The 23836-nt window shown below is 54.0% G+C and carries 17 protein-coding genes; 6 read left to right on the top strand and 11 right to left on the bottom strand.

Annotated features, from left to right (window positions below):
* Positions 1-30 precede the first annotated feature (30 nt).
* The 3 genes from PV433_RS20890 to PV433_RS20880 form a co-directional block, all read right to left on the bottom strand.
* Positions 31-1890, bottom strand: coding sequence for a right-handed parallel beta-helix repeat-containing protein (locus PV433_RS20890; protein WP_332073991.1), 1860 nt, complete (start codon positions 1888-1890; stop codon positions 31-33).
* A 137-nt stretch (positions 1891-2027) separates the two neighbouring features.
* On the bottom strand, positions 2028-3347 hold the full coding sequence (locus PV433_RS20885; RefSeq protein ID WP_332073990.1) for an ABC transporter substrate-binding protein: 1320 nt from the start codon (positions 3345-3347) through the stop codon (positions 2028-2030).
* 79 nt (positions 3348-3426) lie between these two features.
* Positions 3427-5337, bottom strand: coding sequence for an FAD-dependent oxidoreductase (locus PV433_RS20880; RefSeq protein ID WP_332073989.1), 1911 nt, complete (start codon positions 5335-5337; stop codon positions 3427-3429).
* A 46-nt stretch (positions 5338-5383) separates the two neighbouring features.
* Here PV433_RS20880 and PV433_RS20875 point away from each other — a divergent pair, with 46 nt between their 5' ends.
* Positions 5384-6199, top strand: a complete 816-nt coding sequence (locus tag PV433_RS20875) for an AraC family transcriptional regulator (protein WP_332073988.1) — start codon at positions 5384-5386, stop codon at positions 6197-6199.
* Between the two features lie 417 nt (positions 6200-6616).
* Here PV433_RS20875 and PV433_RS20870 read toward each other — a convergent pair whose 3' ends face one another.
* On the bottom strand, positions 6617-7324 hold the full coding sequence (locus PV433_RS20870; RefSeq protein WP_332073987.1) for a DNA alkylation repair protein: 708 nt from the start codon (positions 7322-7324) through the stop codon (positions 6617-6619).
* A 367-nt stretch (positions 7325-7691) separates the two neighbouring features.
* Here PV433_RS20870 and erm point away from each other — a divergent pair, with 367 nt between their 5' ends.
* A complete protein-coding gene (erm, locus tag PV433_RS20865) occupies positions 7692-8510 on the top strand; it encodes a 23S ribosomal RNA methyltransferase Erm (protein ID WP_332073986.1) in 819 nt (272 codons plus the stop codon).
* A 351-nt stretch (positions 8511-8861) separates the two neighbouring features.
* Here erm and PV433_RS20860 read toward each other — a convergent pair whose 3' ends face one another.
* The gene (locus PV433_RS20860) at positions 8862-10049 is read right to left on the bottom strand and encodes an aminotransferase class I/II-fold pyridoxal phosphate-dependent enzyme (protein ID WP_332073985.1); all 1188 of its coding nucleotides are present in this window, start codon (positions 10047-10049) and stop codon (positions 8862-8864) included.
* Between the two features lie 93 nt (positions 10050-10142).
* Positions 10143-11630: an aminotransferase-like domain-containing protein gene (locus PV433_RS20855; protein WP_332073984.1), complete on the bottom strand. Its 1488-nt coding sequence runs from the start codon at positions 11628-11630 to the stop codon at positions 10143-10145.
* A gap of 439 nt (positions 11631-12069) precedes the next feature.
* Here PV433_RS20855 and pdxR point away from each other — a divergent pair, with 439 nt between their 5' ends.
* Positions 12070-13500, top strand: a complete 1431-nt coding sequence (gene pdxR / locus PV433_RS20850; protein ID WP_332073983.1) for a MocR-like pyridoxine biosynthesis transcription factor PdxR — start codon at positions 12070-12072, stop codon at positions 13498-13500.
* Positions 13501-13583: 83 nt separating this feature from the next.
* On the opposite strand, the gene PV433_RS20845 is transcribed toward pdxR, so the two are convergent.
* Together PV433_RS20845 and PV433_RS20840 are read right to left on the bottom strand one after the other, a co-directional pair.
* Entirely contained in the window at positions 13584-14327 is a 744-nt protein-coding gene (locus PV433_RS20845) for a YggS family pyridoxal phosphate-dependent enzyme (RefSeq protein ID WP_332073982.1), read from the bottom strand.
* An 84-nt stretch (positions 14328-14411) separates the two neighbouring features.
* The gene (locus tag PV433_RS20840) at positions 14412-14948 is read right to left on the bottom strand and encodes a pyridoxamine 5'-phosphate oxidase family protein (protein WP_332073981.1); all 537 of its coding nucleotides are present in this window, start codon (positions 14946-14948) and stop codon (positions 14412-14414) included.
* 227 nt (positions 14949-15175) lie between these two features.
* Between PV433_RS20840 and PV433_RS20835 the strand changes: the two genes are divergently transcribed.
* A complete protein-coding gene (locus PV433_RS20835) occupies positions 15176-15661 on the top strand; it encodes a GNAT family N-acetyltransferase (RefSeq protein WP_332073979.1) in 486 nt (161 codons plus the stop codon).
* A 175-nt stretch (positions 15662-15836) separates the two neighbouring features.
* A complete protein-coding gene (locus PV433_RS20830; protein ID WP_332073978.1) occupies positions 15837-16325 on the top strand; it encodes a pyridoxamine 5'-phosphate oxidase family protein in 489 nt (162 codons plus the stop codon).
* A gap of 62 nt (positions 16326-16387) precedes the next feature.
* Here PV433_RS20830 and PV433_RS20825 read toward each other — a convergent pair whose 3' ends face one another.
* Together PV433_RS20825 and PV433_RS20820 are read right to left on the bottom strand one after the other, a co-directional pair.
* A complete protein-coding gene (locus PV433_RS20825; RefSeq protein WP_332073977.1) occupies positions 16388-18370 on the bottom strand; it encodes an acetylxylan esterase in 1983 nt (660 codons plus the stop codon).
* 124 nt (positions 18371-18494) lie between these two features.
* On the bottom strand, positions 18495-19859 hold the full coding sequence (locus PV433_RS20820; RefSeq protein WP_332073976.1) for an ABC transporter substrate-binding protein: 1365 nt from the start codon (positions 19857-19859) through the stop codon (positions 18495-18497).
* 211 nt (positions 19860-20070) lie between these two features.
* Between PV433_RS20820 and PV433_RS20815 the strand changes: the two genes are divergently transcribed.
* Positions 20071-23079 (top strand): TIM-barrel domain-containing protein, encoded by a 3009-nt coding sequence (locus tag PV433_RS20815; RefSeq protein ID WP_332073975.1) that lies wholly within the window; start codon positions 20071-20073, stop codon positions 23077-23079.
* A 411-nt stretch (positions 23080-23490) separates the two neighbouring features.
* Here the strand turns inward: PV433_RS20815 and PV433_RS20810 are convergent, their stop codons facing one another.
* A complete protein-coding gene (locus PV433_RS20810) occupies positions 23491-23622 on the bottom strand; it encodes a hypothetical protein (protein WP_332073974.1) in 132 nt (43 codons plus the stop codon).
* Positions 23623-23836: the final 214 nt, after the last annotated feature.

Here is a 23836-nt window from a genome sequence, read left to right as displayed (position 1 = left end):
TGACGGCTTTGGCCTGCAATTCTATTCGTTTTATATCGCTTCTTCAAATGAAACATTATTGGCCACTGATGTGCCCGTTCCCTGATCGTCTATGCCGTTGGAATTGTAGAGTGTTGCAGCAAACAGAAGCTGGTTGTTGTGAATGATGTTGTATTTCTCCTGCGGATACTGTACGCGTATACCGTTTATGGAGCCATATCGAATCTCGAATTCGGACGTAGCGTCCGGGGCAACTGTCCAAGCCGGCGCACACACAGCAGTTTTGGTCGCGCCGTCATACGACGTAATTTTTCTTTTTTGTCCCGCACCAGTCCCGCCGACCATGTAGATCGTCATACTGTTGTACTCGCCGCTTGCCGCGGAAGCGTCGTCATCAAGTACGATCGTACCGCTTGTTCCGCCTTTCGCCTGTCCGGCGTGCTTGAACCGATTTTGAATCACGTTGTTCTGAATGGTGTTGAAGCTTGCGCCGGTTGTAATCATAATATTCGTGCTTGCCGACGATTCTCCGCATTCTTCTATCAAATTGTTGGCCACTATACAGTATTTGGAATTTTCAGTGAGCCGAATGCTGTTTGCCTTTACGTTATAGAGATGGTTATTCGTAATGTTGATCGAGCTTGCTTCTTCCAGCCAAATCCCGATACTGTTACAATTTTGAATGAGGTTCCCTTCTACGAGAAAATTACTCGACAACCGGAGCCACAAGCTTCTGATGGCAGAGTCGGTAATGATGTTGCCTTTAATCACTACGTTTTGTGTCAACAAGCCATTGATATGGGATCTGGGACCAACAAGTGTGTTGCCGATAAAATGGACATATTCGACTGTTCCATTCGTACCGTTCATTGTAAAACCGCCGCCGGCATTGTTACGGAACATACAATTGGTAATGGTCACGCGGCGGACAGAAGTACCGCTATCCGGTTCAAGATCGACTCCATATTCAGGAGCTGTTCCGTTTGTATTGGCAAATGTGCAGCTCTCGATCCGCACATCTTCGGCGCAGGTTACGCTGATCCCTTGTCTCCGATTGTTGTCGCAGTACACATTCCGGAATGTGATGTTGCGAGCAGCGTTGCTTTTATCCAGATAGTATCCGACAACGGATGCATCTCCCCAACAATCCGCAATATACAAGTCCTGCACCAGTACCCGATCCGATCCACCGATGCAAATGCCGTAACCCCATTCCCCCGTCGTCCCTTGATGTTCGTTCCGTTCCCCGATAATTTTGCCGCCGCCTTCGATCGTGACGTTCGATTTGCCAAAAATGTTGATGATCGTATATCTGGGCGTTGCAGACGGTAGCGCTTTCAAAGTCGCTTGCGGGCATATGACAATTTTCGTATTGTTTTTCGCCTGAATACCCGCACTCAATTGGCCAATGCTTGTGGCGTCAGCCCGGATCATGTACGTTCCTTCCGGAATGTAAACCGTTCTGTTGCCGTCGCCGATGGCCGCATTGATCGCCGCCGTGTCGTCGGTCGCCCCATCTCCCGCAGCGCCAAACCATCTTACATTCACAAACGATTGATCGATAATCCGTTTAAATCGTGCGCCCGATGTAGAGACGAGAATCGTTCCCGTATTGTCGGGCGAAGAGGTATCTCCCGGTTCATACTGAAAAAATCCCTCCATACCGGCATCCGTTACATAATACGCAAAACCTTCCACCGGATCTGTCTCCGCTCTCAGTTCGCTTACTGACGTTGAAATGCACAAATCCGTTCTCGTCAACTTCGATTTGAGTTTGCCATCAGGATAAACCGCCCCCAAAACAGATGGTTCCATTCCGTTTGTCGCGCCGGCAGTAGCTTTGAAAAGAACGGCTGCCGCTCCTGTCGTGCCGATTGCAGCCAACAGCTTCCTTCTCGTCAAGTTTTGCATGTAAAGTCCCTCCTTGATTATTATTATTCGCATGAGCCGTATCGCCGGAATAGGGACGATACGGCTATTCGCGAAGCAAGCAGTAGTGTTGTCTGCGGGTGCGGGAACCGGGTTGCCGTCTGCTCGATGTCGTGTTATTACTTCGCTTTTTCCGCCTCCAGCATTTTGTTGATCTCTTCCTCCGCTTTGCTTAATGCGGTGTTGACGTCTATCGTGCCATTTTTGTATTCGTTGAAATATTTCACGGCGATCCCTTCGGACTTCGACCGGTACGGAGAAGCTTTCGGGTACGGAACCGGCTTGCTCTTGAAAATACTCTCGATCCGTTTACCTTTCAGGACGTTCAGATTTTTACCGAATTCGGCTTGGATCGCCGTATTCTTTAGCGGCGAGATGATTCCCTGACGTGCGATCTCCAGCTGCACTTCGTCGGAGGTGGCTACCTCGATAACCTGCAGCGCCTGCTCCTTGTATTTGCTCGATTGCGTAATCGCCATCATGTTGACGCTGGCGTTGCCGTAGGTGTTCGGCCGCTCCGGGTAGCTCGGATATTGGGCGAGATCCCAGTTAAAGCCTTGCTTAGTCGGCTCCTCCAGCTGGGAGAACATGTTGGTGTACGCGATCATCGCCAAGTTTTTTTGTTTCAGGAAGTTATCGATCGGCGTTCCGTTCGGCTCGTTGCCCGGGATCGTGAACATCGCTTTGACAAGCTCGAATATCTTCTTCCACTGTTCGTTGTTGACGGACGCTTTGCCGGTCGTGACATCGTCTGCCTGAATGCCGAGAGGCTGGTAAATCCAAGAGATACCGGCTCCCGGGTCAATGCCCCTGTACTGGGTGCCGCCCTCCATACGGGTCAGTTTTTTGGCAAGTTCGAGCGTCTGCTCCCAGGTTAGCCCGTCCTGTGGATACGGCACGCCAAACTTATCGAAAATATCCTTGTTATAGTAGAAGGCATGGAAATTTCGACTGTACGGAATGCCGTACAGCTCGCCGTTCGTCGAACTGACCTTGGCGTCCGTAATCATCTGCGGGTCGAAGCGATTCAGGTCGAATTGATGCGTTCGCAGCAGCGATGTCATATCGTATAAAATGCCTTTGTCCTGATACGTCGCCAATCGGCCGTTAAACGTAAAGACGATGTCGGGCGCACTGCCGGAAGCGATCTGATCGGTCAGCGTTGTTCCTGTGCCCGATTGAATGATGTTCAGCTTGATGTTCGGATGCTTCTTCTTCAATCCGTCCTGAATGGCAGCTTCCAGAGCGCTGTCCACAATAACCGCGTCTACGGCGGCGTTGAGCGTTACCGGCGCATCGCTCACTTTCGGCGGCCCCCCGGCCTCTCCTCCGTCCGCTGCCGGGCTGTCCGGTTCCTTCGTCTTGCCGCATCCTGCGGCCAAGACAGCGGCAAGCAGCATCAATGCGGCTCCGCCAACTAACCGATAATTTCGTTTCATGTCGATCCCCCCGATGGAATGGTTCAAGCAATCGATTACGTACTACCGTCCGTGCCGCGCCTGCCGCCAATCCTATCCGCTACTCGCAGCGAATTTCTACAATCCGCGCATGGTCGAGCCCGTTTGTCGCGATCACCTCCCATCTCAAGCAGTCGACTTCGCCAAGCTGCACATCGAATTGCAGCTGCCGCTGGTAGTTGCCCCTCACACGGGCAACCTCTTCGAAACGGCCCCCGATTCCGGCCAGAACATGGAAGTCTTTTAACGTTTCCGGCTGCGGCCCCCACTCCATTCGGCTATGATGCCCGTCCGAGTGCGTCAAGGCGAGATGGCGATGAAGCCCGGTGTCCAGCACAACCGTGATGCGCGATACTTGAACCGGGCGTTCCCAGCGAAGCTCCAGCCACGGCGCTGTATCCGCCGGGTCGGACATCCAGCGGTGCGTCCCGGGCACGGCTAAGTCCGGTCTGACGCCCCGCTTGCCATGCACGGAGCGGGTATGTCTGTCTGCAACTTGGGACGCGGCGCCGCCTGCTTGCTCCGACGAGGCCACGATGGCTGCTTCTGCCGCAAGATTCCGGTCCTCCAGCAGCTTGCCGGGCAAGAAAGCCCCTTGCCGCAACAGTTGCTGCTGAGATTCCCGGACAAGCTCCGGGTCGCGCCAGGCTTCGTGCGGTTTGCCGCTTCGAACCGCGAAGGCGGCATACGTGCCCAGCCCTTCTCCCATCAAGGCGCATGTCGCCATGACCCGCGTGCTGGAGAAAGCGACGTGCGTCGCCGATATATTGCGCCCTGCGAACAATAGGTTGACGATATTGGCACTGACGAGCGAGCGAAGCGGAATGCCGTACATATAGGGCGTGTACGGATGAATATTCGGCTTCTCGTCCGCCGCCTCGATGCCGCCGGGATGATGGATGTCCATCGACCATCCCCCGTAAGCGATCGTGTCGTCGAAATCCACCGACTGCTCCAAATCGTGCTGGGTCAGTACATGCTGTCCGACGAACCGCCGCGATTCCCGCTTCCCGGGAAGGAAACCGAACCAGTCCAACGCCCAGTTCGCCGATTCCGGATGATGTCCGCTGTTCTTGATATGGTCCCATACGCCGAGCATGATGGCCAAAAGCTCGTCGCGGATTTCCTCGTTGTCCTTGATCGTATCGCGCATTCCGCCGTATTCGACCCACCAATATCCGTATTCCCATGTTGGATGCGAGCGGAACCGCAAATCCTCCTCGGAAAAAGTCCGGGCCCACTTGGGCGGGACGAACGGCATCGGGCGCCCCATGTCCCGGGAAGTGAACAGTAAAGATGAGCCAAGCCGGTACGCGTCCCGATCGTCCCTTGCAAACGATTCTCCGTATTCGGCAGACGACTCCCGCCCGGTCGTGTACCGCGCTTCCGCTTCGCTTCCGAGCCGGCCGTCCCCGGTACAATCGGCGAACAGCTCCGCTTCGATCTCGAAGTAATGTTCCGTGCTTTCCCGATTGACGTAAGCCGCCGCGATCCGGTCGCCGTCCATGCGGACTCCGACCACGCATGAATTAAGCATCAGCGTCAAATTCGGTTCCGCGCGACACGTTTCGTATAAAATCAAATCGAGCATATTGGCGCAGCGCTGCGGGTTGCGCACGGCGCATTCCAGCATTATTTCCTCAACGATGCCGCTTTCCCGCGACTCGGTCTCAAGCGCGGCGCCCCGAACGGAAGCGCCGCTCACGTTCATTCGCACTTCCGACGAGGCGTTGCCACCCAGCACCGGGCGATCTTGACAAAGAACTGTGCGCATTCCGTTTCGGGCGGCAGCGACAGCCGCCGCTACACCGGCCATCCCACCTCCCGCCACGAACAGCTGTGTAGTTATTTTTTGCCTGTCTGTCTGCTTGTTGTTCTTCACTTCAATCTCTCCCCTATCCTGAAATCCGACCATCTCGTTCCGGTGAACGGAGCCGTTTTGAAAAAAATCTTCACTTTCGTTTCGTTGCATATTCCGTTATCGTAAGTACATACTCACAATCAGGCGGTGATCGTGCATGCAAACGTATCGTCCCCGAGAACTTGCGGCTCGCGTCGATTTTATTACAGTATGGAACCATAAAAAGCGGTTTGAAAAAGACGAAGACACCAGCCCGCAATGGGTGCTGTTCGTCGTGGACGGCGGCAGCTTCCGTTTCGAGATCGGCGAGCTTGCAGGAGTCGCGGAGAAAGGAGACCTTCTGCTCTGTCCGCCGGATATCGCTCTTAAACGGGAAATGCTGCGCCCTGCCACTTTTCTCGTGCTGAACTTTTCCTGGTTCGCCGCCGCCGAGGAAATACGCACCGAAAATCGGCTGTTTCCAAATCCGGCCGGCAAGCATCCGATCCGGGACAAGCAGCGTTTCGCTTCCACTTACGGCTATCTCGCCATGCTTTCCCGACGCCTGGACCCGCTCGGAGTCGGTCGCAGAAACTTCCTGCTTGCGGATCTCTGGGAACAATTCGACTGGGAATGGGAGACGCATCTCCATGAAACGAGAGTGATTCCAGACGACCCGCTGATGGAAGAGGCGGAAGCCTACATTAAAGAAAACGCTTTCAAATCGGTCAGCCTCAGTCAGCTCTCGTCCGAGATGGGACTTAGCACCGTGCAGTTCAGCCGCCGTTTCCGCAGCATGTTCGGCGTCAATCCGAGCGAGTATTTAAGTGAGCTTCGGCTTGACCGGGCCCGGACGCTGCTGCAGGAAACCGTGTGGACAATCGATAAAATCGCAGCCGCGTGCGGTTACAGCAACGGCTTTTATTTCAGCAGAGTGTTCTCGCAAAAGATGGGTATCACCCCTTCCGAATACCGCCGGGCGCACCGGATTTGATCTGCTCCCGGCTTTGCCGCTTTCGTATTCTCTTGTCTTAATTTTCATGGTATCATCCCCGTTTGAATAGATACATACAGGAATCCATCAAGTTTTATATATTTTTCTTCATACGGCTGGTCCTTGCGCAAGAAAGTGAAAATCGGCTATGTGGCTGCATGTTCAGCGGGGGGTGTCTTCCTTTAAGCTTGGCTGGTTAAGCAATCGATGCATATGTATGAGGAGAGAGCCGCACGGAGACGATCCGGATAATCCGTTCTGCCGGCCCGAAGCCGATCACATTGAAAGCCGGATACCCGGTACAACGAACAAGCCCTGCCAGGCGGCATTCCGCGCTTGCAGGGCTTGTGTTTGTGCTTGTCCACTAGCAGACGTTTCAGTTGGCGATCGTCTACGGGCAGCAATGATCGGAATTCCCTAACATCTTACGTATTTGCGCTTGAACCCAATCTGCCCTTTATCTACAGCTTTTTGGATGTTAACAGAAGCGTTCAGCAGCTTGCTTTGTTTCTTATCCTTGTTCACTTCGACCGGCCCTACCGCCATTGCGGATTCGACCGCCTTGTCATGAAGCGGCTGGTACGATACCGCTACGGTGTAGAGGAAATTGTTCATGGCGTATTTCGTTCGTTCCGGCGCATCGTGGATCGTTTTTTGGACCAGTTCCAGCATGTTCGCAAGCTTGCTTTCGTCAAACTCGCGGTCCGGCCGATTCCCCAGCAGCCAGCAGTAGCAGCTCCAGCCTCCCGACATCCTCAGCTCCTCGCCGCTTGCGATCCATTTGTCGGAAACGTCTTGGGCGATGTCTGATTCCGCCAAGGTGACGGCCACTACATAATCGGACAGCATATAAAAATAAGCCGTGTCCATCCAGCGATCATAATCCGCTTCGGTCATCGCTTTGGGGTCGGCAGTAACACCGGCAAAGTACATGGCGTCATAGTTGCCCGTGCTGTATAACTGTTCAGCCAAAGGCTGATTGATTTTGATTTTTTTGGCGATCGGTTTCATCTCGCCCGTAGCTACGCCGAAAAGCGGTTCGTGCGCGCCGTTGGACATATAGATTTTTTTCGTTCGTTCCTTGCCGAGTGCCTCCAGCTCTTGCATCACCATTTCCAGGTTCATTGGTTAACCTTCCTCCCTTTTGGCCGAATGGATACCATGTATCGTAACGCCCGACTCGTAAGATTAGTGTACCACATTGCCTCCACGATCCGGGAGAAGCTCATTATTGGAAAGAATGATTTTAGTCAAGGTTGGCTTAGTCTTGAGGCGACGAGGCTGATATAATGGCAGGGTGACTCTGACAGATACATTCTCGATCAGATCAACCAAGGAGGTTTTGACCGTGTTTTGCATCGCATTCATTCGCATATGGAGATGACAGGTACAGACCAAATATAGCCTTTCCTTTACTTTTTGAACGAAAGGATCGGGCTTATTTGAACTGTGCCTTTTTCATTCACCAATCCGAATGAATGGGGTGTTTTTGGTGTCCAATTTTTCCGCTCAGCACTTGCTGATTCATCAACCGCTTATCCGCCAGATGATCGATCTGGCTAACCTTACCCGCAGCGATACCGTTCTGGAGATTGGCGCGGGACGCGGAGCGATTACTTTCCCGCTGGCGGCGAAAGCGGCCTATGTACTGGCCGTTGAGAATGATCCGCTGTACGCAGATCAGCTGAAGAGCAAACTGAACGATTATCCGAATGTCCGAATCAATCAAATGGATTTTTTGGAAATGGCGCTCCCGAAAGAAACGTTCTGCGTTGTCGCTAATATTCCATATTCCATCACTACTCCGATCGTAGCCAAGCTGCTCGGCGAGCCGAGGACGGTCAAGCTGAAGCGGGCTGTGCTGCTCATGGAGAAAGGAGCGGCCAAACGGTTCACGGCCACTCCGATTGCCGACCCGCGTATACTCGCCTGGAGAATGTGGTACGAGATCCGGCTTGTACGAACCGTATCGCCCAACCACTTTTCCCCGCCGCCTCGTGTGGATTCAGCCGTTGTAACCATCAGCAGAATTGCGGAGCCGGTCGTACCTCCGCACCACCAGGAACGGTTTCTCGCCTTGGCCGCTTATAGTCTTCGTTATCCGGGTTTACTGTTGGAGGAGTCGCTGTCCGGCGTATTCACTGCTCCGCAATTGACGCGATTGACGAGAACGTTAAAGGTCGACCGGAGCCGGCCCGTCTGTTACTTGAGCGTGCAGCAGTGGGGGGAGCTGTTTCTCGCGATGCTGCAGCACGTCCCGCCGCATCGATGGCCCAAGCTGCGAAAGCAGCGGTCCCGTAAAAGCAGATGATCGAGTAAAACCGTCCGGCCCCATCCGAGCGGGTTTTGGTCAATATAACAGGTACAAATCGGCTCTTATTCGCTACTCCTCTACCCGCCCTGCTTCAATCTTGGCATGTAGATCCGACCGCCACCTGCGATGAACGACCCGCGGTACTTACCAATTACCTACTCGACAAGGAGATGACGACTTCTCCGCTATAGCAGCGAAGACTCAAACACTCTGATATGGTCAAGCAAAAAGCACCTTTTCAGGTGCTTTTTGCTTTATACACGATCGGTTTAGGTGCGCCGCTTGTGAGGTTGTCTCCGGTATGTTCTCCGGATCTTCCCAGTCTGGAAGTCTGTTATCTTTATCCGCTCATCCGACCGGCTGCATCACCTCCAAAAAGGTCCCCATCCGCTCCAGCGCCTTCTCCAAATCATCGAGCGAGGTGGCGTAAGAGCAGCGGACAAAGCCTTCTCCGCCCGTTCCGAACACATGTCCCGGCACGACCGCCACCTTCGCTTCCTTCAGCAGCCGAAGAGCGAACTGCTCGGATGACATCCCCGTAGACCTGATGGAGGGGAACGCATAAAAAGCTCCCTCAGGCTCGTGACAAGTCAGCCCGATTGCATTCAATCCGGCTACAAACAGCTTGCGGCGCGTATTATAGCTCGCCATCATCTCATCTTTGGCGGCCAATCCGTGACGGAGCGATTCCAGTGCGGCAATCTGGGCCAGAGTAGGCGCGCACATGGCCGTGTACTGGTGAATTTTCAGCATGCCGGCGATCAGCTCGCGCGGCCCGCAAGCGTAACCGATCCGCCAGCCTGTCATCGCGAACGCTTTGGAGAAACCGCTGATGACAATCGTACGCTCCTTCATGCCCGGCAAGGCGGCGATGCTGACGTGTTTTCTCCCGTAAGTCAGTTCGGCATACACTTCATCCGAAATGACAACCAGATTATGTTGAATGATGAGCTTTACGATCGGGAGCCAGTCCTGCTCGGTCATCACGGTTCCGGTCGGATTACACGGATAATTGATCATCAGCACTTTGGATCGAGGCGTGATCGCCGCTTGCAGCGCTTGCAGAGTCAGCTTGAACTGCTGCTCTGCCGAAGCCGCCAACTCCACGATGGTGCCGCCATGCAGATGAGCGATCGGTTCATAGGCAATATAACTTGGCGCCGGGATCAGCACCTCATCACCCGGGTCGATCACGGCCCGCAATGCCAGGTCGACGGCTTCGCTGCTCCCCATCGTCACGATGATTTCCTGTACCGGGTCGTAAGAAATGGCGAAGCTGCCGGCCAAATAGGCCGAAATCTCCTCCCGCAGCTCCATCAAGCCGGCATTCGAAGTATATTTCGTCTGCCCTTCGCGCAATGCCCGGATGCACGCTTCGCGAACCTGCTCCGGTGTAACGAAATCCGGCTCGCCGACTCCAAGGGAGATCGTATCCCCTCCTGCTGCATTCAGATCAAAAAAAGCGCGAATTCCCGACGGCCGAATCTCCCGTACGCGCGAAGATAAAAAAGGTCCTGTACCTGTCTCGCTAAACATGATGCACCCTCCCCATTCCTGTTCCTGTTCCTGTTCCTGTTCCTAATGGCTTCTCCATAAACCTTGCCCGACACTGCAGCTCGTTTCTTACCGCTATGTCCGGAGAAATCTCTGCGCCTGTTCGCCGATAATTTGAATCCCCCGTTCGATCTGTTCGTCCGTTACCCGCGAGAAACCTAACCGCAACGTATTCGTCCCTTCGCCTTCCCGGATAAAAAACTTGTCTCCCGGCGTAAAAATGACACCCTGTTCCGTGCAAGCCTCCAGCAGCTGGCGTGTATCCACGTGCGGTGGGAAGGTGAGAAACAAATGCAACCCCCCGTCCCCGGAGCATTGCGCTTCAGGGAGATATGCCGCGCAGCATGTCTTCGTCAGCTCGTATTTGCGCTTATACTCCATACGCGCTTTTTTTACATATTTATCGAAATTGCCATTGAGCAAATATTGATATAGGATCGATTGATCGATGGTAGAGGTATGAATGGTGCGCGCGCGCTTCATACTCTCCAAATGGTCGATCAACGCCCGGTCTCCAAGCACCCAGCCGACCCGCAAGCCCGGGAACAGCACCTTGGAGAAGCTGCCGATATAGACGACTCCGTTCCCTCGCCCTGCTGTCGCCAGTAACGGCGCAACATGCGCTCCCGAATAACGCAGCTCCTCGTTGAATCCGTCCTCGATGACCGGAATCCGATAACGCGTCAATACTTTCATAACGGCGATGCGCTTCTCGGGCGACATGACAATTCCTGTCGGATTATGATAAGAAGGGGTCAAATAAGCCAGGTCGAAGCGGGTTGACTTTTGCAAGACCGCCTCCAGCTGTTCAACATCGATACCGTCGCGCTCCATCGGAATGCCGGTAATCTCGAACCCGTGCAGCTTCAAATTTTTGATCGCCGTATGATGAGTCGGATTTTCACAAATGGCCGCCCCTCTGCGTCCCGTAGGACGAAGCGCCGACAGCGCCAAGTCAAAACCTTCGGTAAACCCGCTTGTGATCAGCATATCCTTGCCGCTACTATCGACGCCCTTATTCTCCATATAACGGATCAGATATTCGATCAAGGGCTTGTAACCCTTGGCATACCCGTAATTGAGCAGCACCTGCCCTTCGATGGCCATCCGGTCCATAAAAGCCCGCTTGACATCTCCCAGATCGAACAGCTGCTCATCCGGAGCGATGCTTGTGAACGAGATCGTTCCCTTTCCTGCGCGAATGCCCATCTTCATCAGATCCAGCTCGACCGCCGATACCGCATACTCGTTCATTTTAGCTTTCCAGTCGATCTGCCAGGCGGCGGACTCGTCAGCTCCTCCTTGATCCGGAGCGAGTGAGCCCCCCATTTCAGCCACGTAACTGCCTTTGCCGGCAATCGCATACGTAAATCCGTCATCCTCCAGACCTTCATAGGCCGCAATGACCGTATTGCGGCTTACTTTGAGCAACACGCCCATTTCCCGCGTGGAGGGCAGCTTCTGAGAGGACTGGAGCGATCCTTTTATAATTAAACGTTTGACGTATTCTTTCACTTGGATCGCCGCGGGACGGCCGCCGGCGAGCTTGAAATCCTGGAACATCCTGTATCGCCCCCCGCTATAATGATGGCACAGAAAACGGAAGAAACATAGAACCACCCTGCTGGATTTTTCATCCTTCGGTGGTTCCTCCGCCCGTTGTCTCTTGTACCTTTAGCCATCTATACCTCGTTCTCCTGCATCATTTCTCCAGCCAGCATCAGTGCGAAGAGCCGAACAGCCGCGATAAGCAGCGTGTAACACTAGCTGACTCAACAAGTGAGGGGCTAACAATAGAGATTTGGGACTTTTTACATTTTAGGAAGCCGTGACGATTTCGTCTTCTGAACAGAATTAAGGGGAATTAACGAGGGACGCCGCTCGCGCCTTTGCCAAGCAACGATTGCCGTGATAGGATATGGATCAATGGATTGTTATTAAACTTCTATAATCACTGTTAAGTGCAATCCATAGGTCCAGCATAAACATTGGAGGCGGAACGATGTTACAAGTAAACCGGGACGACGAACGCCCCATCTGGCAGCAGCTTCTCGACCAGGCGATCCATAACATTACAACCGGAAAATGGCCGCCGGGCGAATTGCTGCTCCCCTCCCGCGAGCTTGCTCTATTAATCGGCGTTTCCCGTTCAACTATACAGATTGTGTACGAGGAATTATTCAGCCGCGGATATACCGTAACCTCTCGTCGAGGCGGGACCCGAGTCAGCGAATGGACTTATTCGGCTCGTCCTGCGGAGGAGGCTGCTCCCCCAGGCCCCCATCCGCCCGATTTGCCATTATTAGACGCTGCAGTAGGCCATTTGCACAGCTGGTTCGGAGATAAAGGGAAGCAATGCATAGATATCGATTTCAGCCCGCATGAGCCTTATTTGGACGAGCCTTTTCAAAAAAATTGGAGACATTCCTTCATCCAAGCCTCCGCAGCAACAGACCTGGACAGTTGGTCTTACGGCAACCCTTATGGATTTCTGCCGCTTCGGGAACAGATCCAGCGTTATTTGTCGCTGGAACGGGGCGTTCATGTGAGTGTCGATCAAATCCTGTTAACTTCAGGCGCGCAGCATAGTCTTGATTTGATCGCTCAAGCCCTTTTGCAGGAAGGAGACACGGTTTCGGTGGAAGATCCCGGATTCCCCGCCGCCTGGATGGCGATGAAGTACCGGCGTATGCATGTGGCCGCCGTACCGGTCGACGGATACGGGCTGTGCGTAGACCGTATCCCCCCTCAGTCCAAACTTGTATATGTGACACCCTCGCATCAGTGTGCGGTTGGAGTCGTGATGGCGGAACCTCGCAAGCAGCAATTGCTGCACCGGGCTGCCGGGCAGCGGTTCTGGATCATTGAGGACGATTACGACAGCGAATTCCGCTATCGCGGCGACCCGCTTCCCACTTTGTTCAGCCAGCGGCCGCAAAATACGTTGTATATGATGAGTTTTTCCAAAATGATTGCTCCCGGTATCCGGATATCGACTATAGTAGGTCCCCAGGACGCCGTTCGTCAGCTGGCCCGTGTCCAGGAATTGACCTACCGGCATCTTCCGATTATGGAGCAAGTCACGCTGGCCCACTTTATCGAGCACGGTCATTTCATGCGCCATATGAGACGGGTTCGAAACGTATACCGGCGCAGACACGAAGCCATGACGAAGGCCATCGTCGCGACAGGTTTGAGTGAACGCTTTACCCTAAGCGGCGTAGAAACGGGCTTGCATATGCTTCTGGAGGCAAATGAGGCGATAAACGAAGAAGCTGTGACGAACTTGGCGCTCGAACAAGGAATCCGGGTATATCCGCTTAGCAAGTATTGTTTGGAAAGCGACCGGAAAGGTTGGGTATTGGGGTTTGCAAAAGTCGATGAGACAGCGATCGAGGAAGGGATTTATCGGCTGGCCGGGATGCTCGGATAAGCCAAGCGTCCCGCCCGGGCTTGCTCTTTCTTGCAGCCGGAGAACTCCCGATTGTGCAAAGTCGCCTGCCGTGCTTGTTTGTTCTACTCGTCCTGACGCATGTTTTCGTTCCAGTAATAGCTGTCCGGCAAGTAACGCGGGCCGAATACGCTTGTCCCTACGCGGATGAGCGTAGCTCCTTCTTCGATGGCCACCTGGAAATCGCCGGACATGCCCATCGAGAGGACGCTCATTTCTACACGCGGAAACTGTTTCTCGCGAATCTGAGTTTGAATCGATTTCAACAACCGGAAGCAGTGCCTGGTCTCGTCGTTGGTGGCGTTCAGTTTGCCGATGGTCATTAAACCTTTCACGTTTAACGTTTCGAATTGCGACAGCTGCTCCACCAGCTCCAGTACCGCTTCCGGAGGAGCACCAAATTTGCTTTCTTCATAGGACGTATTGATTTGCACCAAAATATCCATCGTTTTATTCGCTTTCACCAGTTGGTGGTGCAGCGCCTGCCCTAGTTTCAAACGGTCCACCGAGTGAATGAGCGTTACATATTTGACAACGTCCTTCACTTTATTTGTCTGCAGATGTCCGATAAAATGCCATTCCACCTGATCATACTGCTGCATCAGCGGAAATTTGTCCCGGAGTTCTTGCGCTTTGTTTTCCCCAAACAAAGTCTCACCCGCTTGGATCGCCATTTGCAACTTTTCCAGCGGTACGGTTTTGGTCGCGAGCAGCAATTGCACGTCTTCGATCTGGCGCCCTGAAGCTTGGCATGCCAATTCCATCTGCCGCCTGACGGTTCGGAGATTCGCTTCCACCAGATGGCTCATGTCTCCCGCCCCCTTCTGTTCCGCTTGTATAGGGTCCCGTACCGGCTCCTTCAACAAGCCGGTCGGAACCGCACTTCAGAACCGCTAAACGGTTTTTCCCGGTTCGAACATCTTGTCCGCTTCAATCGGATTTTCTTTGGCGGTGATGTGATACGGATCAATCCGGTATACTTGGACCGGACCGCCGAAAACGGCCGACCGGTATTTGTCTACGTGCTGCTGGGGCAACGGCCGCTTGTAGTAACCGGGTACATACTTGTGAATCATTTCTTGCAGCATGTGAGTAGCTTCGTCCAGATCGGCGACAGGCTCGGCTTGACCAAAAATCATCACACTCATGTAGGCGGTATCAGTCTTGGCCGGCACCGGATCGGTAATCGTTCCGTATTCTTCGCAAACCGTGAAACAGACCTCCGGATTCGCTGCCATAACCTGATTTCGTCTACCTCCGGTTGCTCCATGGAAATAAAGCTTCCCGTTCGTCCATACAAAATTGAGTGGAACCACATACGGCCGGTGACCATCAACCAAACCTAGATTCCCGATTCGAGCCTGCTGCAAAAACGTCTCAATCTTGTCCTTGTCCAACACTTCTCTGATCTTGTAACGTACGCCATTCATGGGTATCCCTCCTAGTGGATTCGACTATGATGTAAGTCTAGCAGTCATTGGAGTGAAAGATAACATCCATAAACACCAAATTAGAGCAATCCATAAGTGACGAGAACCGGATGATCTTTGCGAGGATCTCATGTGGAAAGAACCGTTTTAACGATAGATTCATAAGAGAAGCGGTTGTTATCGTGCTACAATACGGATATCAGTACAAGCGAGGGGGCGGATCGTGAATGGAGATTGAAATCAAGCCGGCTACTTATGAGGAAAAGTCCATCCTGCGTAATTTAATGGAGCTGGCTCAATACGATTACAGTGAATATGACGGGTATGATGTCGATGAGCACGGCTTATACGGATATAAATATATGGATCACTACTGGACGGATTCGGACCGTTATCCGTTTCTCGTCCGGGTTTCCGGCAAGCTGGCCGGATTCGCTTTGGTACGCGTATACGACAGGCGGTCCGACAACAGCAACATCTATTCGATCGGCGAATATTGCATATTGAAGAAATACAGACGGCAAGGCATCGGCCAGAAATTGGCTGCCCATATTTTCACGATGTTCAAAGGCAGCTGGACGATCCAAACGTGCGACAATAACATATCTGCACAGTCGTTCTGGAAGTCGGTCACAGCGCCGTATCCGAACAGCGGCTTCCAGCCGCATAACGAACGAGAGCATATGGTGGAGTTGAATTTCGAAGTCACTTAATACGAGCAAGCTTGCTATGCGCTCCCGGCCTTTGGGGGCGTGTTCTTCATTATAAGGGAAATCTAACTGGGCAGCCTCGACTTGTACAGCAGCGATATTACGAAAATCCCAAGGATTGTCAAAGCGTAACGTGTGCATACTAAAACTGAAAAAGGATTGAAAGGGGAACAAAACGATGAATTCGGCCACAGATAACCAGGAAGCAATCGAAACCGTTAAGGAATTGATCAAAGGCATCGACACGGCGATGCTGACGACCGTATCGGATGAGGGGCTCGTTTCCCGTCCTATGAAAACCCAGGAAGTCGAATTCGACGGAGACCTCTGGTTTCTGACCAAAAAAGATACGGGCAAATTCCATGAATTGCTTCGGAACCGGCAAGTCAATGTGGCGTATGCGGGACAATCGTTCGTCTCCATTCGCGGCGAAGCCGAACTCGTGGAAAGCTCCGAGAAGGTCAAACAATTTTGGAGCCCGGCCTATGAGGAATTACTGGAAACCACCTATGACGATCCGAATCTGGTGCTGATCAAGGTCAAAGCCGAAACCGCCGAGTATTGGGATTCCGGCAACAAGTTCAAGATGGTGAAATTTTTGTTCCGCAGACTGCTGGGCAAAGATACGGAAGGAACGGATATCAATCGGATTGTGGAAATCAGATAAGGCAAAACGAGCCCTTCACTTTTCGTGATGGGCTTCATTTTGCTTGATCCATTACAACGAACCTATTCTTGTCCCGAAAAATTATATGAAACATTCGCCCATCGGCGGATATCGGGCAAATCCGCGTGACGGAGCAAACCGGGCAGCAGCAGCCCCATCGCATCGTACTGGTCGTAATATTCCGATTCCACGAACTGCGACAACGAATGAAGCGGGTTGTCCATCCGGATCTGCCGGACACGGTCGTCGAGCCAGCCGATTAGCTCGGTATAAACGTTGTAGCGGCCATAGCTGTACAGATGCAAATCGGTTGCGTCAATCGACGGCAGTTCGCACAGCACATCGATCGCCCGGCGCAAATCATGCAGCCGCATCGCGGCCAGGCTGTCGCCCAAAAAGAGCAGATCAGTCGTCAGCTTGGATAATGTTCCGTAGGGCAGCCGGGCGTCATCCGCATAAAACGGGTACGGTTCCAGCAGTCCGACGCCGGACATGTCGACAAGGAAAACGGCTCTTCCTGCCGCGCATGCGCTGCGTATCCAATCGAGATGCGGACGCAGCGCCGTCGTGCCGCCGCTCCACACCGCAACCGTTGCGGGGAGCGTATCTCTCATCCGGTCGTGCCGGCGAAACAAATATCCATGGTTCATGATACCCTCCTGCGACCACCAGAGCAGTTGGAACACTCGCATCTCATCCAACTGGAAATGAGACAAGTGGCGCGTGTTTGGGTCGCAGAACCGCCTGCCGCGCACGATTTGCTCCAGCAGCCATTCGCGGGTTGACGCCTTGCGTTCCTCGTCGTTCTGCCGCCCACGCTGCCGAGCCAGCTCCTGAGATCGAGCGACGAGTTCGTCGTGGATGAAGCGCGCATCGGGATACGAGTGCATGACCTGCCCGGCCGGCGTGCAGAGCAGCCGCGAGGCCGGGACCGCGCGAATACAGGAAACTTCGGGATCGCCAGACCGCTGCATCAGGTGACTGGTGAAAAATCGCGCGGCGCTTTGCGCCAGCTTGTCGGTATACATATGCACATGCGGGTCTTCGATCAGCTCCAGCCGATCCGCACACCCGTACATGTCCCAGAACCGTTTCGTCCGAGCTACCGTGCGTCGTGTGCCTTCGATCGGGAAAATATCGTAATTGACCGCCAAAATCGCTACCGGGCGCGGAGCCATCGCGAGCAGCATATCTTCGTGATCCAGTCCGGCGGCTGAGAAGCCCGGCCATATTTGCTCCGCATCCTGCGGCTGACCCGCATACAGATACGATTCGCGGCTCGTTATATACGTCCCCGGCGCTGCCGCGGCGATACGCGGATCGGCCATCATCAGCATCGCGGTCTGCGTTCCGCCGCCCGAGCTGCCTGTCACTCCGATGCGCTCCGGGTCGATCTCGGGGCGCATGCACATGTAATCCACTGCCCGCATCGCGTCATGCACGAAATACCGGGCCAAGCTTTCGCCCAGCGGCCAGCACTGGGTTCCAGGATGTTCGTGCTCGTAGCTTTCGGTAAGGAGCCTGCGCTCGCCCGTGCGGTACTGGAAACGTTCCCCTTGACCAAGCGGGTCCATCGCGAACACGATTAGCCCTGCGCGCACAAGATATTGGCAGACGGTATGATAACGTTTCGAGTGCTTCGCTTCGGGATTATGACCGCTGAGAAATAAGACCGCTGCATGTGTCGAGCCGGTTGCCGCATGCGAATCGGCGACGCTGTGCGGAACGTACAAGTTCCCCGTGACATACACGTGAGGACGCGATTGAAACACGATTTTATCGATCGAATAGCAGTCCTCGGTCTCGATTCCTGTGCTCGTTGCATGCAGCGGTGCGTCTGTATGAGGAATGCCGCCAATCGAGGCGGCAAACGTCTCGCGGACATCCTGCTGACGCCGAACCAGCTGATCCTTCGTAAGAATGCCGTCCCGCGCCCTATCGCCGGCAGCGAACGCTTGCCGGGACTGCTCGTAGACAACCCGCTTCAGTTGGTCTTTGACGTCGTAGAACGGGAAATGCAAGTTTTCCAGCTGGGAAATCGTCATGGTAAGCTCCTTTTCGTTTCATTCCAGACTAGCTGCAAATGACGGGTGATAACGCGACAAGAAAGTGAACGCGGTGACACCTTTTCTTTTCCATCCGGTCACTCCTGATCGGTTGGCATCTTTACTATTGGGTTCCTGCTTTGAAGGCGGCAATCGCCTTGACCGCTTCTTCCTCCGCCAGGCGCAGCGCGCTGTTGAGATCGGTTTCGTCCAGGGCCGCTTGTTTGAAGTATTTGATATAGATGGAATTGAGCTGCGAGTAATAGGCAGGTCGGCCGGCAAGCGGAGCGAACTTGTTGACGAACAACGCCTTCCAGTTGCGGTCCGCGTATACGGACTGCTTGCCAAGCTGATCCTTGATCGCCCCGTTTTTGAGCACCGGCACGATTCCCTTGCGCGCCAGCTCCGCCTGAAACTCGTCCGAGAGCAAATAATGGAGAGCGTTCATCGCGGCATCTTTGTCTTTGGCCATTTTCGTGATCCCGAACAATTGCGGCGTGGCCATGCTGCCCGTATTGCTCTGCTCAGGGAACGTCGGCAAGGAGACGATGTCCCAATTCAACGCTTTCAATTGTTCCGTCCATACGTTCATCAGACCCGACTGATAAGCGAACATCGCGACATTCTGATTATTGACGAAATGTTGCAGCGTCGGTATTCCCTTCGCCTGCTTGATCGCTTCCAGATAACCGGGCATCTTCCTAGGCTCATCGTAAAATCGCTCAAAAAAGCGTTTCCACCGATCATCTTTGTTAATCGTCGGCGTATCGGTTGCCAGATCCGCGAGCGGAAGCGATAGCGGGTTCATTCCCTGAATCGTGCTCGCATCGGTCGAGAATCCGTAATATTGTATGCCTCCTTCCGTACGCGTCAGCTTACGCGCTTTGTCCATCATCTGCTCCCAGGTCATCCCGTCCGTCGGATATTCGACGCCGAACTTATCGAACAACGATTTGTTGTAGTAAAGCACCATCGCGTCAAGCTGGATCGGCAAAAAGTACAATTGTCCTTTGGAGCTAGTCTTCACGTAATCCACCGAAGTATCATCGAGCCGGTTCAGGTCAACCTGATGCCTCTTCACGAGCTCGGTCATGTCATACTGGATATCGACGGGAAATGCTTGCGCTTCATAATGGCCGGGTGCCTGCATGAACACGTCGAAGCGGGTGTTGGACGCCAGCAGCTCCGGAAGCTTGTTACCGGGCGCTCCGCTCCAGATGTAGGAAATCGTGTAGTGGGGAAACTTTTTGCGCAAAGCGTCGCCGTAAGTCGCATCGAAACTTTCCTTCGAATTGTTGTTCGAGGAATAGAAAACGATTTCTGCCGGCTTATCGGAAGCCGTCTGCCCGGTCCCTTCACCGCCTTGACCGGCGGTGTCGCCTGCCGGCATGTCTGTCCGGTCCCCTCCTCCTGTACATGCGGTTAACAACATAGCAAATACCAGGCCGACGGATAGCGCGCTTGATGCGAGCTTCCTGTTTGTTGACATTTGGCGTTCCTCCTTCAGATCATTTAGCGTGTGTGCGGATAGGACTGCAAGCTCAGTATAGATGACATGCATGGAATAAAACATGGCGCCTCCTAACAAATTCATGTTCTTTCCTAACATTTGTTCCATGTACGAAGTTTTCATGTGATACGATAACATTATGGAATTACCTAGACACGATACAAACAGTCCTAATAGAGGGGGAAACGGGATGAACGAACATGCGGGGGTACAGATGACGCTTGGGACGGGCGGATCTATGCGGATTGACACGATCGCTCCGGATACGTTCCGTGTCCGGTTCGACCTAGATGGCACGTTTGCGGAACCGGACCTTGTGCGTTACGACATTATCCGCTGCCCCCAACAGGGGTCCGTGCCCGCCGCCGCTTCCCGCCGGGTCGTCGTAACGTCTGATTCGGCCGAGCTGCACATCGACGGTGAAGACGGACAGTTCCGCCTCGTTGCGGCAAACGGACGGGAGCTGCTCCGCACGCAGCAGCAGCCGTTGGACAGCAATACACAAAGGTTCGACCTTATCTTCGCTTTGGTTGAAGGCGAATCTTGCTACGGGTTAGGCAACATCGATTCCGGGACGATCGACCGCCGAGGCTGGAAGGGCGACATCTGGGCAGACGATCATCTTGTATCGAGCGCTCCGATTCCGTTCCTGATGAGTACGCGGGGATGGGCGCTGCTCATGAATACGACGCGGAGACATTCGTTCGATATCGGCTGCACGGATGAAGACCGCTTCCGTATTTCGGGTGAAGGAACCGGATTGGATCTGTTTCTGTTTGCGGGCAGTTGCCTGGCCGAGCTGCTTCACCGGTATACCGGCGTTGCCGGCAAGCCCTTGCTGCTGCCTATGTGGGCTTACGGCTTGAACTACAGCGGCCGGAAGCTGTCGAACGCGCAAGAAGTGGTAAATGAAGCGATGAAGTTCCGCCAGTTGAACATCCCTTGCGACTTGATCGGCTTAAGCGAGGATTCCGTAGAATCCAAAGGCAACCACATCCTCCACAAGCGCTGGCATGCGGAACGGTTTCCGATGAGCTCCCACGATCTTGTGCGCGGGGTTACGTTTCTCGGCGTACTCCGCAGAAAGGGGTTCAAATTCTCGCTGTTCCTCAGGTGTACTTACGATGTGACGGCCGAGGAGGAACGGCGCACGGCCGGGAATGCAGCAGAGCCGGCTCCGATTCCGGCCGCAGATTTTCCGGTGTGGTACGACCACCTGAAACCGTTCGTGGACGACGGCGTCGCCGCATTCGTCTTGTCGGTCTGCAGTCCGGCCGCTGCCTATCCGGACCGTCAGTGGGCGAACGGAATGAACTCCGCGCAACTGCACAATTTGTACGCCGTGTTGGCAGGCAAGCAGATGTACCGCGGATTTCGCGAGCATACCGGGCAGCGGCCGATGATTCATGTCGAGCGGGGTTACATCGGCATGCAGCAATATATCGCGACATCGTCGGGAACGTACTACAATCTCCCGCACGCGATGACCGATATGATGAATTACGGCCTATCCGGACATGCCAACACGACGACCAATATGAGACTTATCTCGAAGGAAGGCATCCACTCCGGATTTTTGCTGCCATGGGCAAGAATTCACAGCTCCCAATATTTCCTGCATCCGAGTTATCTGGAACCCGACCTGCTCGACATGTTGCAGATCTATGCGCGGCTGCGGTACAGGCTCATCCCTTATCTGTATTCCGCCGCGCATGTCGCCAACCGCACCGGTATGCCGATCATGCGGGCGATGCCGCTCGCTTATGGCGAAGATCCGATGTGCAGAAACCTGCGGCAGCAGTATATGCTTGGGGAATATTTGCTCGTCGTCGCGTTCGGCAATCGAGTCTACTTGCCCGATGACGAATGGATCGATTATTGGACCGGGAAACGATACAGCGGACCGCAATGGCTCGAATGCGATCCGCCCGAACGGGCGGGCGGTTTATTGTTCGTCCGGGCGGGAGCGATTATTCCGATGTGGCCGGTGCTGGACTACGTCGGGCAAGCTCCTGTGACGACCGTCGCGTTGGAGGTGTACCCGCACCGGAACAGCTCTTTTTGTATGTATGAAGACGACGGATTGTCCTTCGGTTATGAGAACGGTCAGGTCGCCGTTACCCGCATCGAATGCGAAGCAACGCCGGAACGGGTCGTTCTGCAAATAGCCAGACGTGACGGATCGTACGACGGCATGCCGGCCGACCGTAATTACGAGTTGATCGTACACTTGAACGCGAAACCTGTGGCGGTGACGGTGGACGGCAATCCCTGCACCGAACAGACTCGGCGGCTGAAGTCCAATCTTGTTCGCGGATGGCGTTACGACCGTCCGAACGGAGCTGTACGGCTTTTTCTGGAAGAAGCGCCGGAAGAGGAGGGATTCGCCCGGATCGAGTTGTTGCTGAACGTTCCGAATGTACCGCATCATTCGGCCAAAAGGGCAGCTCCTGCCGTTCGCGGCAGCAGCAGGAACGGCGGCTTCGACAGCGGCAGCGACGACGGCGACAATCAACCGCGCCGACAGCTTTCCCTCAGCGGCCCGCAAGCCGGCGCCAACAAGGAGCGAATGAAGGGAATATCGGCAGGGGACGCTCCGGGTCCCGATTCTGTGGAGACGGCGCTTTCCTGGTGGCGCGGCAAAATGTCGGGAACGTCCTCCGATGCTTGGCGCTCTCACCTGTCGTATGCCTGCCATCAAATCGTACGCCGGGCCGAAAGCTGCGGCTGGGAACCTAGTGAAGTGTTCGGAGCGGACCCGGACGACATCCTGCAGCTCCAGGGTATCGCTGATCCGGATCAGGGGGAGCGCTTGCTTCAGCGTCTGTCGGAGCGGTATGCCGCACATGCGTCGCGTAATCTTCCATGCCGGCCCACCCATCCGGCGGTCCGCGGGATCATCGCGATTGTCGAGCAGGAAATCGATGGAGATCTGGGACTCAAGACGCTCGCCGGTCGCGTAGCCCTCCATCCTTTTCACTTAAGCCGGCTGTTCCCCAAGGAAACCGGCCAAACCTTCTCGGACTATGTCATGTCGCGGCGGATGCTGCATGCACGCGCCTGTCTGGAAGCCGGATGTAAAGTATACGAAGTTGCCTCCGATACCGGATTCAAGGACCCCGGCAACTTCTCGAAAGCTTTCAGCAAATATTGGGGAGTTCCGCCGATTTATTTGAAGAATGGTGCTACCAGCGGGTAGGAATGCGTGGGTAGTTTTCGTTTCACGAAAAGCTCATTCTTTCCGGCTTTTAAGAAAAGCTTCTAGAGTTTCAGACAAAATAAAGGTTGCGAACCGCTCTTATTCGGTTCTAATAAGGGCTGCTTGCGGCAGCCCCTTAGGGATGTCCGATGTCCGCTCGCCGAGCCATTCCGCCAAATTGCGGTACGTCCCGTCTCCAGCGGGCAATCGTCTCGTATAAGCCCCGTCCCGTCCTTCGTGAAACGTCCGGATTGATGGTATCACAGGGCAGAGCGAACAGCCACCGAACGTCCTGTTGCCGACGATTCATAGACTGCGTCCAGCAGCTCCCGCACGACGAGCGCCTGCTCCAGCGATGTTTTCGGCGGACGTCCAGAGGCGACCCGCCCCGGCCTCTTGTGTGAACTGAACTCATTTAATCACGGAAACCTTATCGTCCAATGTATAAATTCTATGCTTTTCATGATATTTTGTAATCGTTTGCAGAACAAAAGCGCCGACGGCCGCGACTTCTCCAGCGCCGACTGCAACTTTTCCTTCCATTCCACGTCTCCCGCGTTGATATAGAGATGATGCGTCTCTTCGTTCATCCGGATACCCGATAGTGCAATATATAAGCTTATATCCAGTTGTGTTTTGGTTGCGTTTATTTGCCGCTGCATTGCCTTTGTGCAAGATCTCGGTTCATTCACCGGGGCACGAAGTCCCACACGGAGAAGCAAAGACAATATAACAATAAAAGCAGACGATCTGTGCT

The sequence above is a fragment of the Paenibacillus sp. GYB004 genome, from assembly GCF_036577605.1.
In the GTDB taxonomy this organism is placed as follows: domain Bacteria; phylum Bacillota; class Bacilli; order Paenibacillales; family NBRC-103111; genus Paenibacillus_AB; species Paenibacillus_AB oceani.
Note: the sequence above shows the minus strand (reverse complement) of the source record. Positions and strands in the feature narration are given on the sequence as shown.

Excerpts from the sequence above, each read along its gene's own strand:
- PV433_RS20890 (WP_332073991.1), bottom strand. The coding sequence starts at position 1,890 with ATGCAAAACTTGACGAGAAGGAAGCTGTTGGCTGCAATCGGCACGACA.
- PV433_RS20885 (WP_332073990.1), bottom strand. The coding sequence starts at position 3,347 with ATGAAACGAAATTATCGGTTAGTTGGCGGAGCCGCATTGATGCTGCTT.
- PV433_RS20880 (WP_332073989.1), bottom strand. The coding sequence starts at position 5,337 with ATGCAACGAAACGAAAGTGAAGATTTTTTTCAAAACGGCTCCGTTCAC.
- PV433_RS20875 (WP_332073988.1), top strand. The coding sequence starts at position 5,384 with ATGCAAACGTATCGTCCCCGAGAACTTGCGGCTCGCGTCGATTTTATT.
- PV433_RS20870 (WP_332073987.1), bottom strand. The coding sequence starts at position 7,324 with ATGAACCTGGAAATGGTGATGCAAGAGCTGGAGGCACTCGGCAAGGAA.
- PV433_RS20860 (WP_332073985.1), bottom strand. The coding sequence starts at position 10,049 with ATGTTTAGCGAGACAGGTACAGGACCTTTTTTATCTTCGCGCGTACGG.
- PV433_RS20855 (WP_332073984.1), bottom strand. The coding sequence starts at position 11,630 with ATGTTCCAGGATTTCAAGCTCGCCGGCGGCCGTCCCGCGGCGATCCAA.
- pdxR (WP_332073983.1), top strand. The coding sequence starts at position 12,070 with ATGTTACAAGTAAACCGGGACGACGAACGCCCCATCTGGCAGCAGCTT.
- PV433_RS20845 (WP_332073982.1), bottom strand. The coding sequence starts at position 14,327 with ATGAGCCATCTGGTGGAAGCGAATCTCCGAACCGTCAGGCGGCAGATG.
- PV433_RS20840 (WP_332073981.1), bottom strand. The coding sequence starts at position 14,948 with ATGAATGGCGTACGTTACAAGATCAGAGAAGTGTTGGACAAGGACAAG.
- PV433_RS20835 (WP_332073979.1), top strand. The coding sequence starts at position 15,176 with ATGGAGATTGAAATCAAGCCGGCTACTTATGAGGAAAAGTCCATCCTG.
- PV433_RS20830 (WP_332073978.1), top strand. The coding sequence starts at position 15,837 with ATGAATTCGGCCACAGATAACCAGGAAGCAATCGAAACCGTTAAGGAA.
- PV433_RS20825 (WP_332073977.1), bottom strand. The coding sequence starts at position 18,370 with ATGACGATTTCCCAGCTGGAAAACTTGCATTTCCCGTTCTACGACGTC.
- PV433_RS20820 (WP_332073976.1), bottom strand. The coding sequence starts at position 19,859 with ATGTCAACAAACAGGAAGCTCGCATCAAGCGCGCTATCCGTCGGCCTG.
- PV433_RS20815 (WP_332073975.1), top strand. The coding sequence starts at position 20,071 with ATGAACGAACATGCGGGGGTACAGATGACGCTTGGGACGGGCGGATCT.
- PV433_RS20810 (WP_332073974.1), bottom strand. The coding sequence starts at position 23,622 with ATGGAAGGAAAAGTTGCAGTCGGCGCTGGAGAAGTCGCGGCCGTCGGC.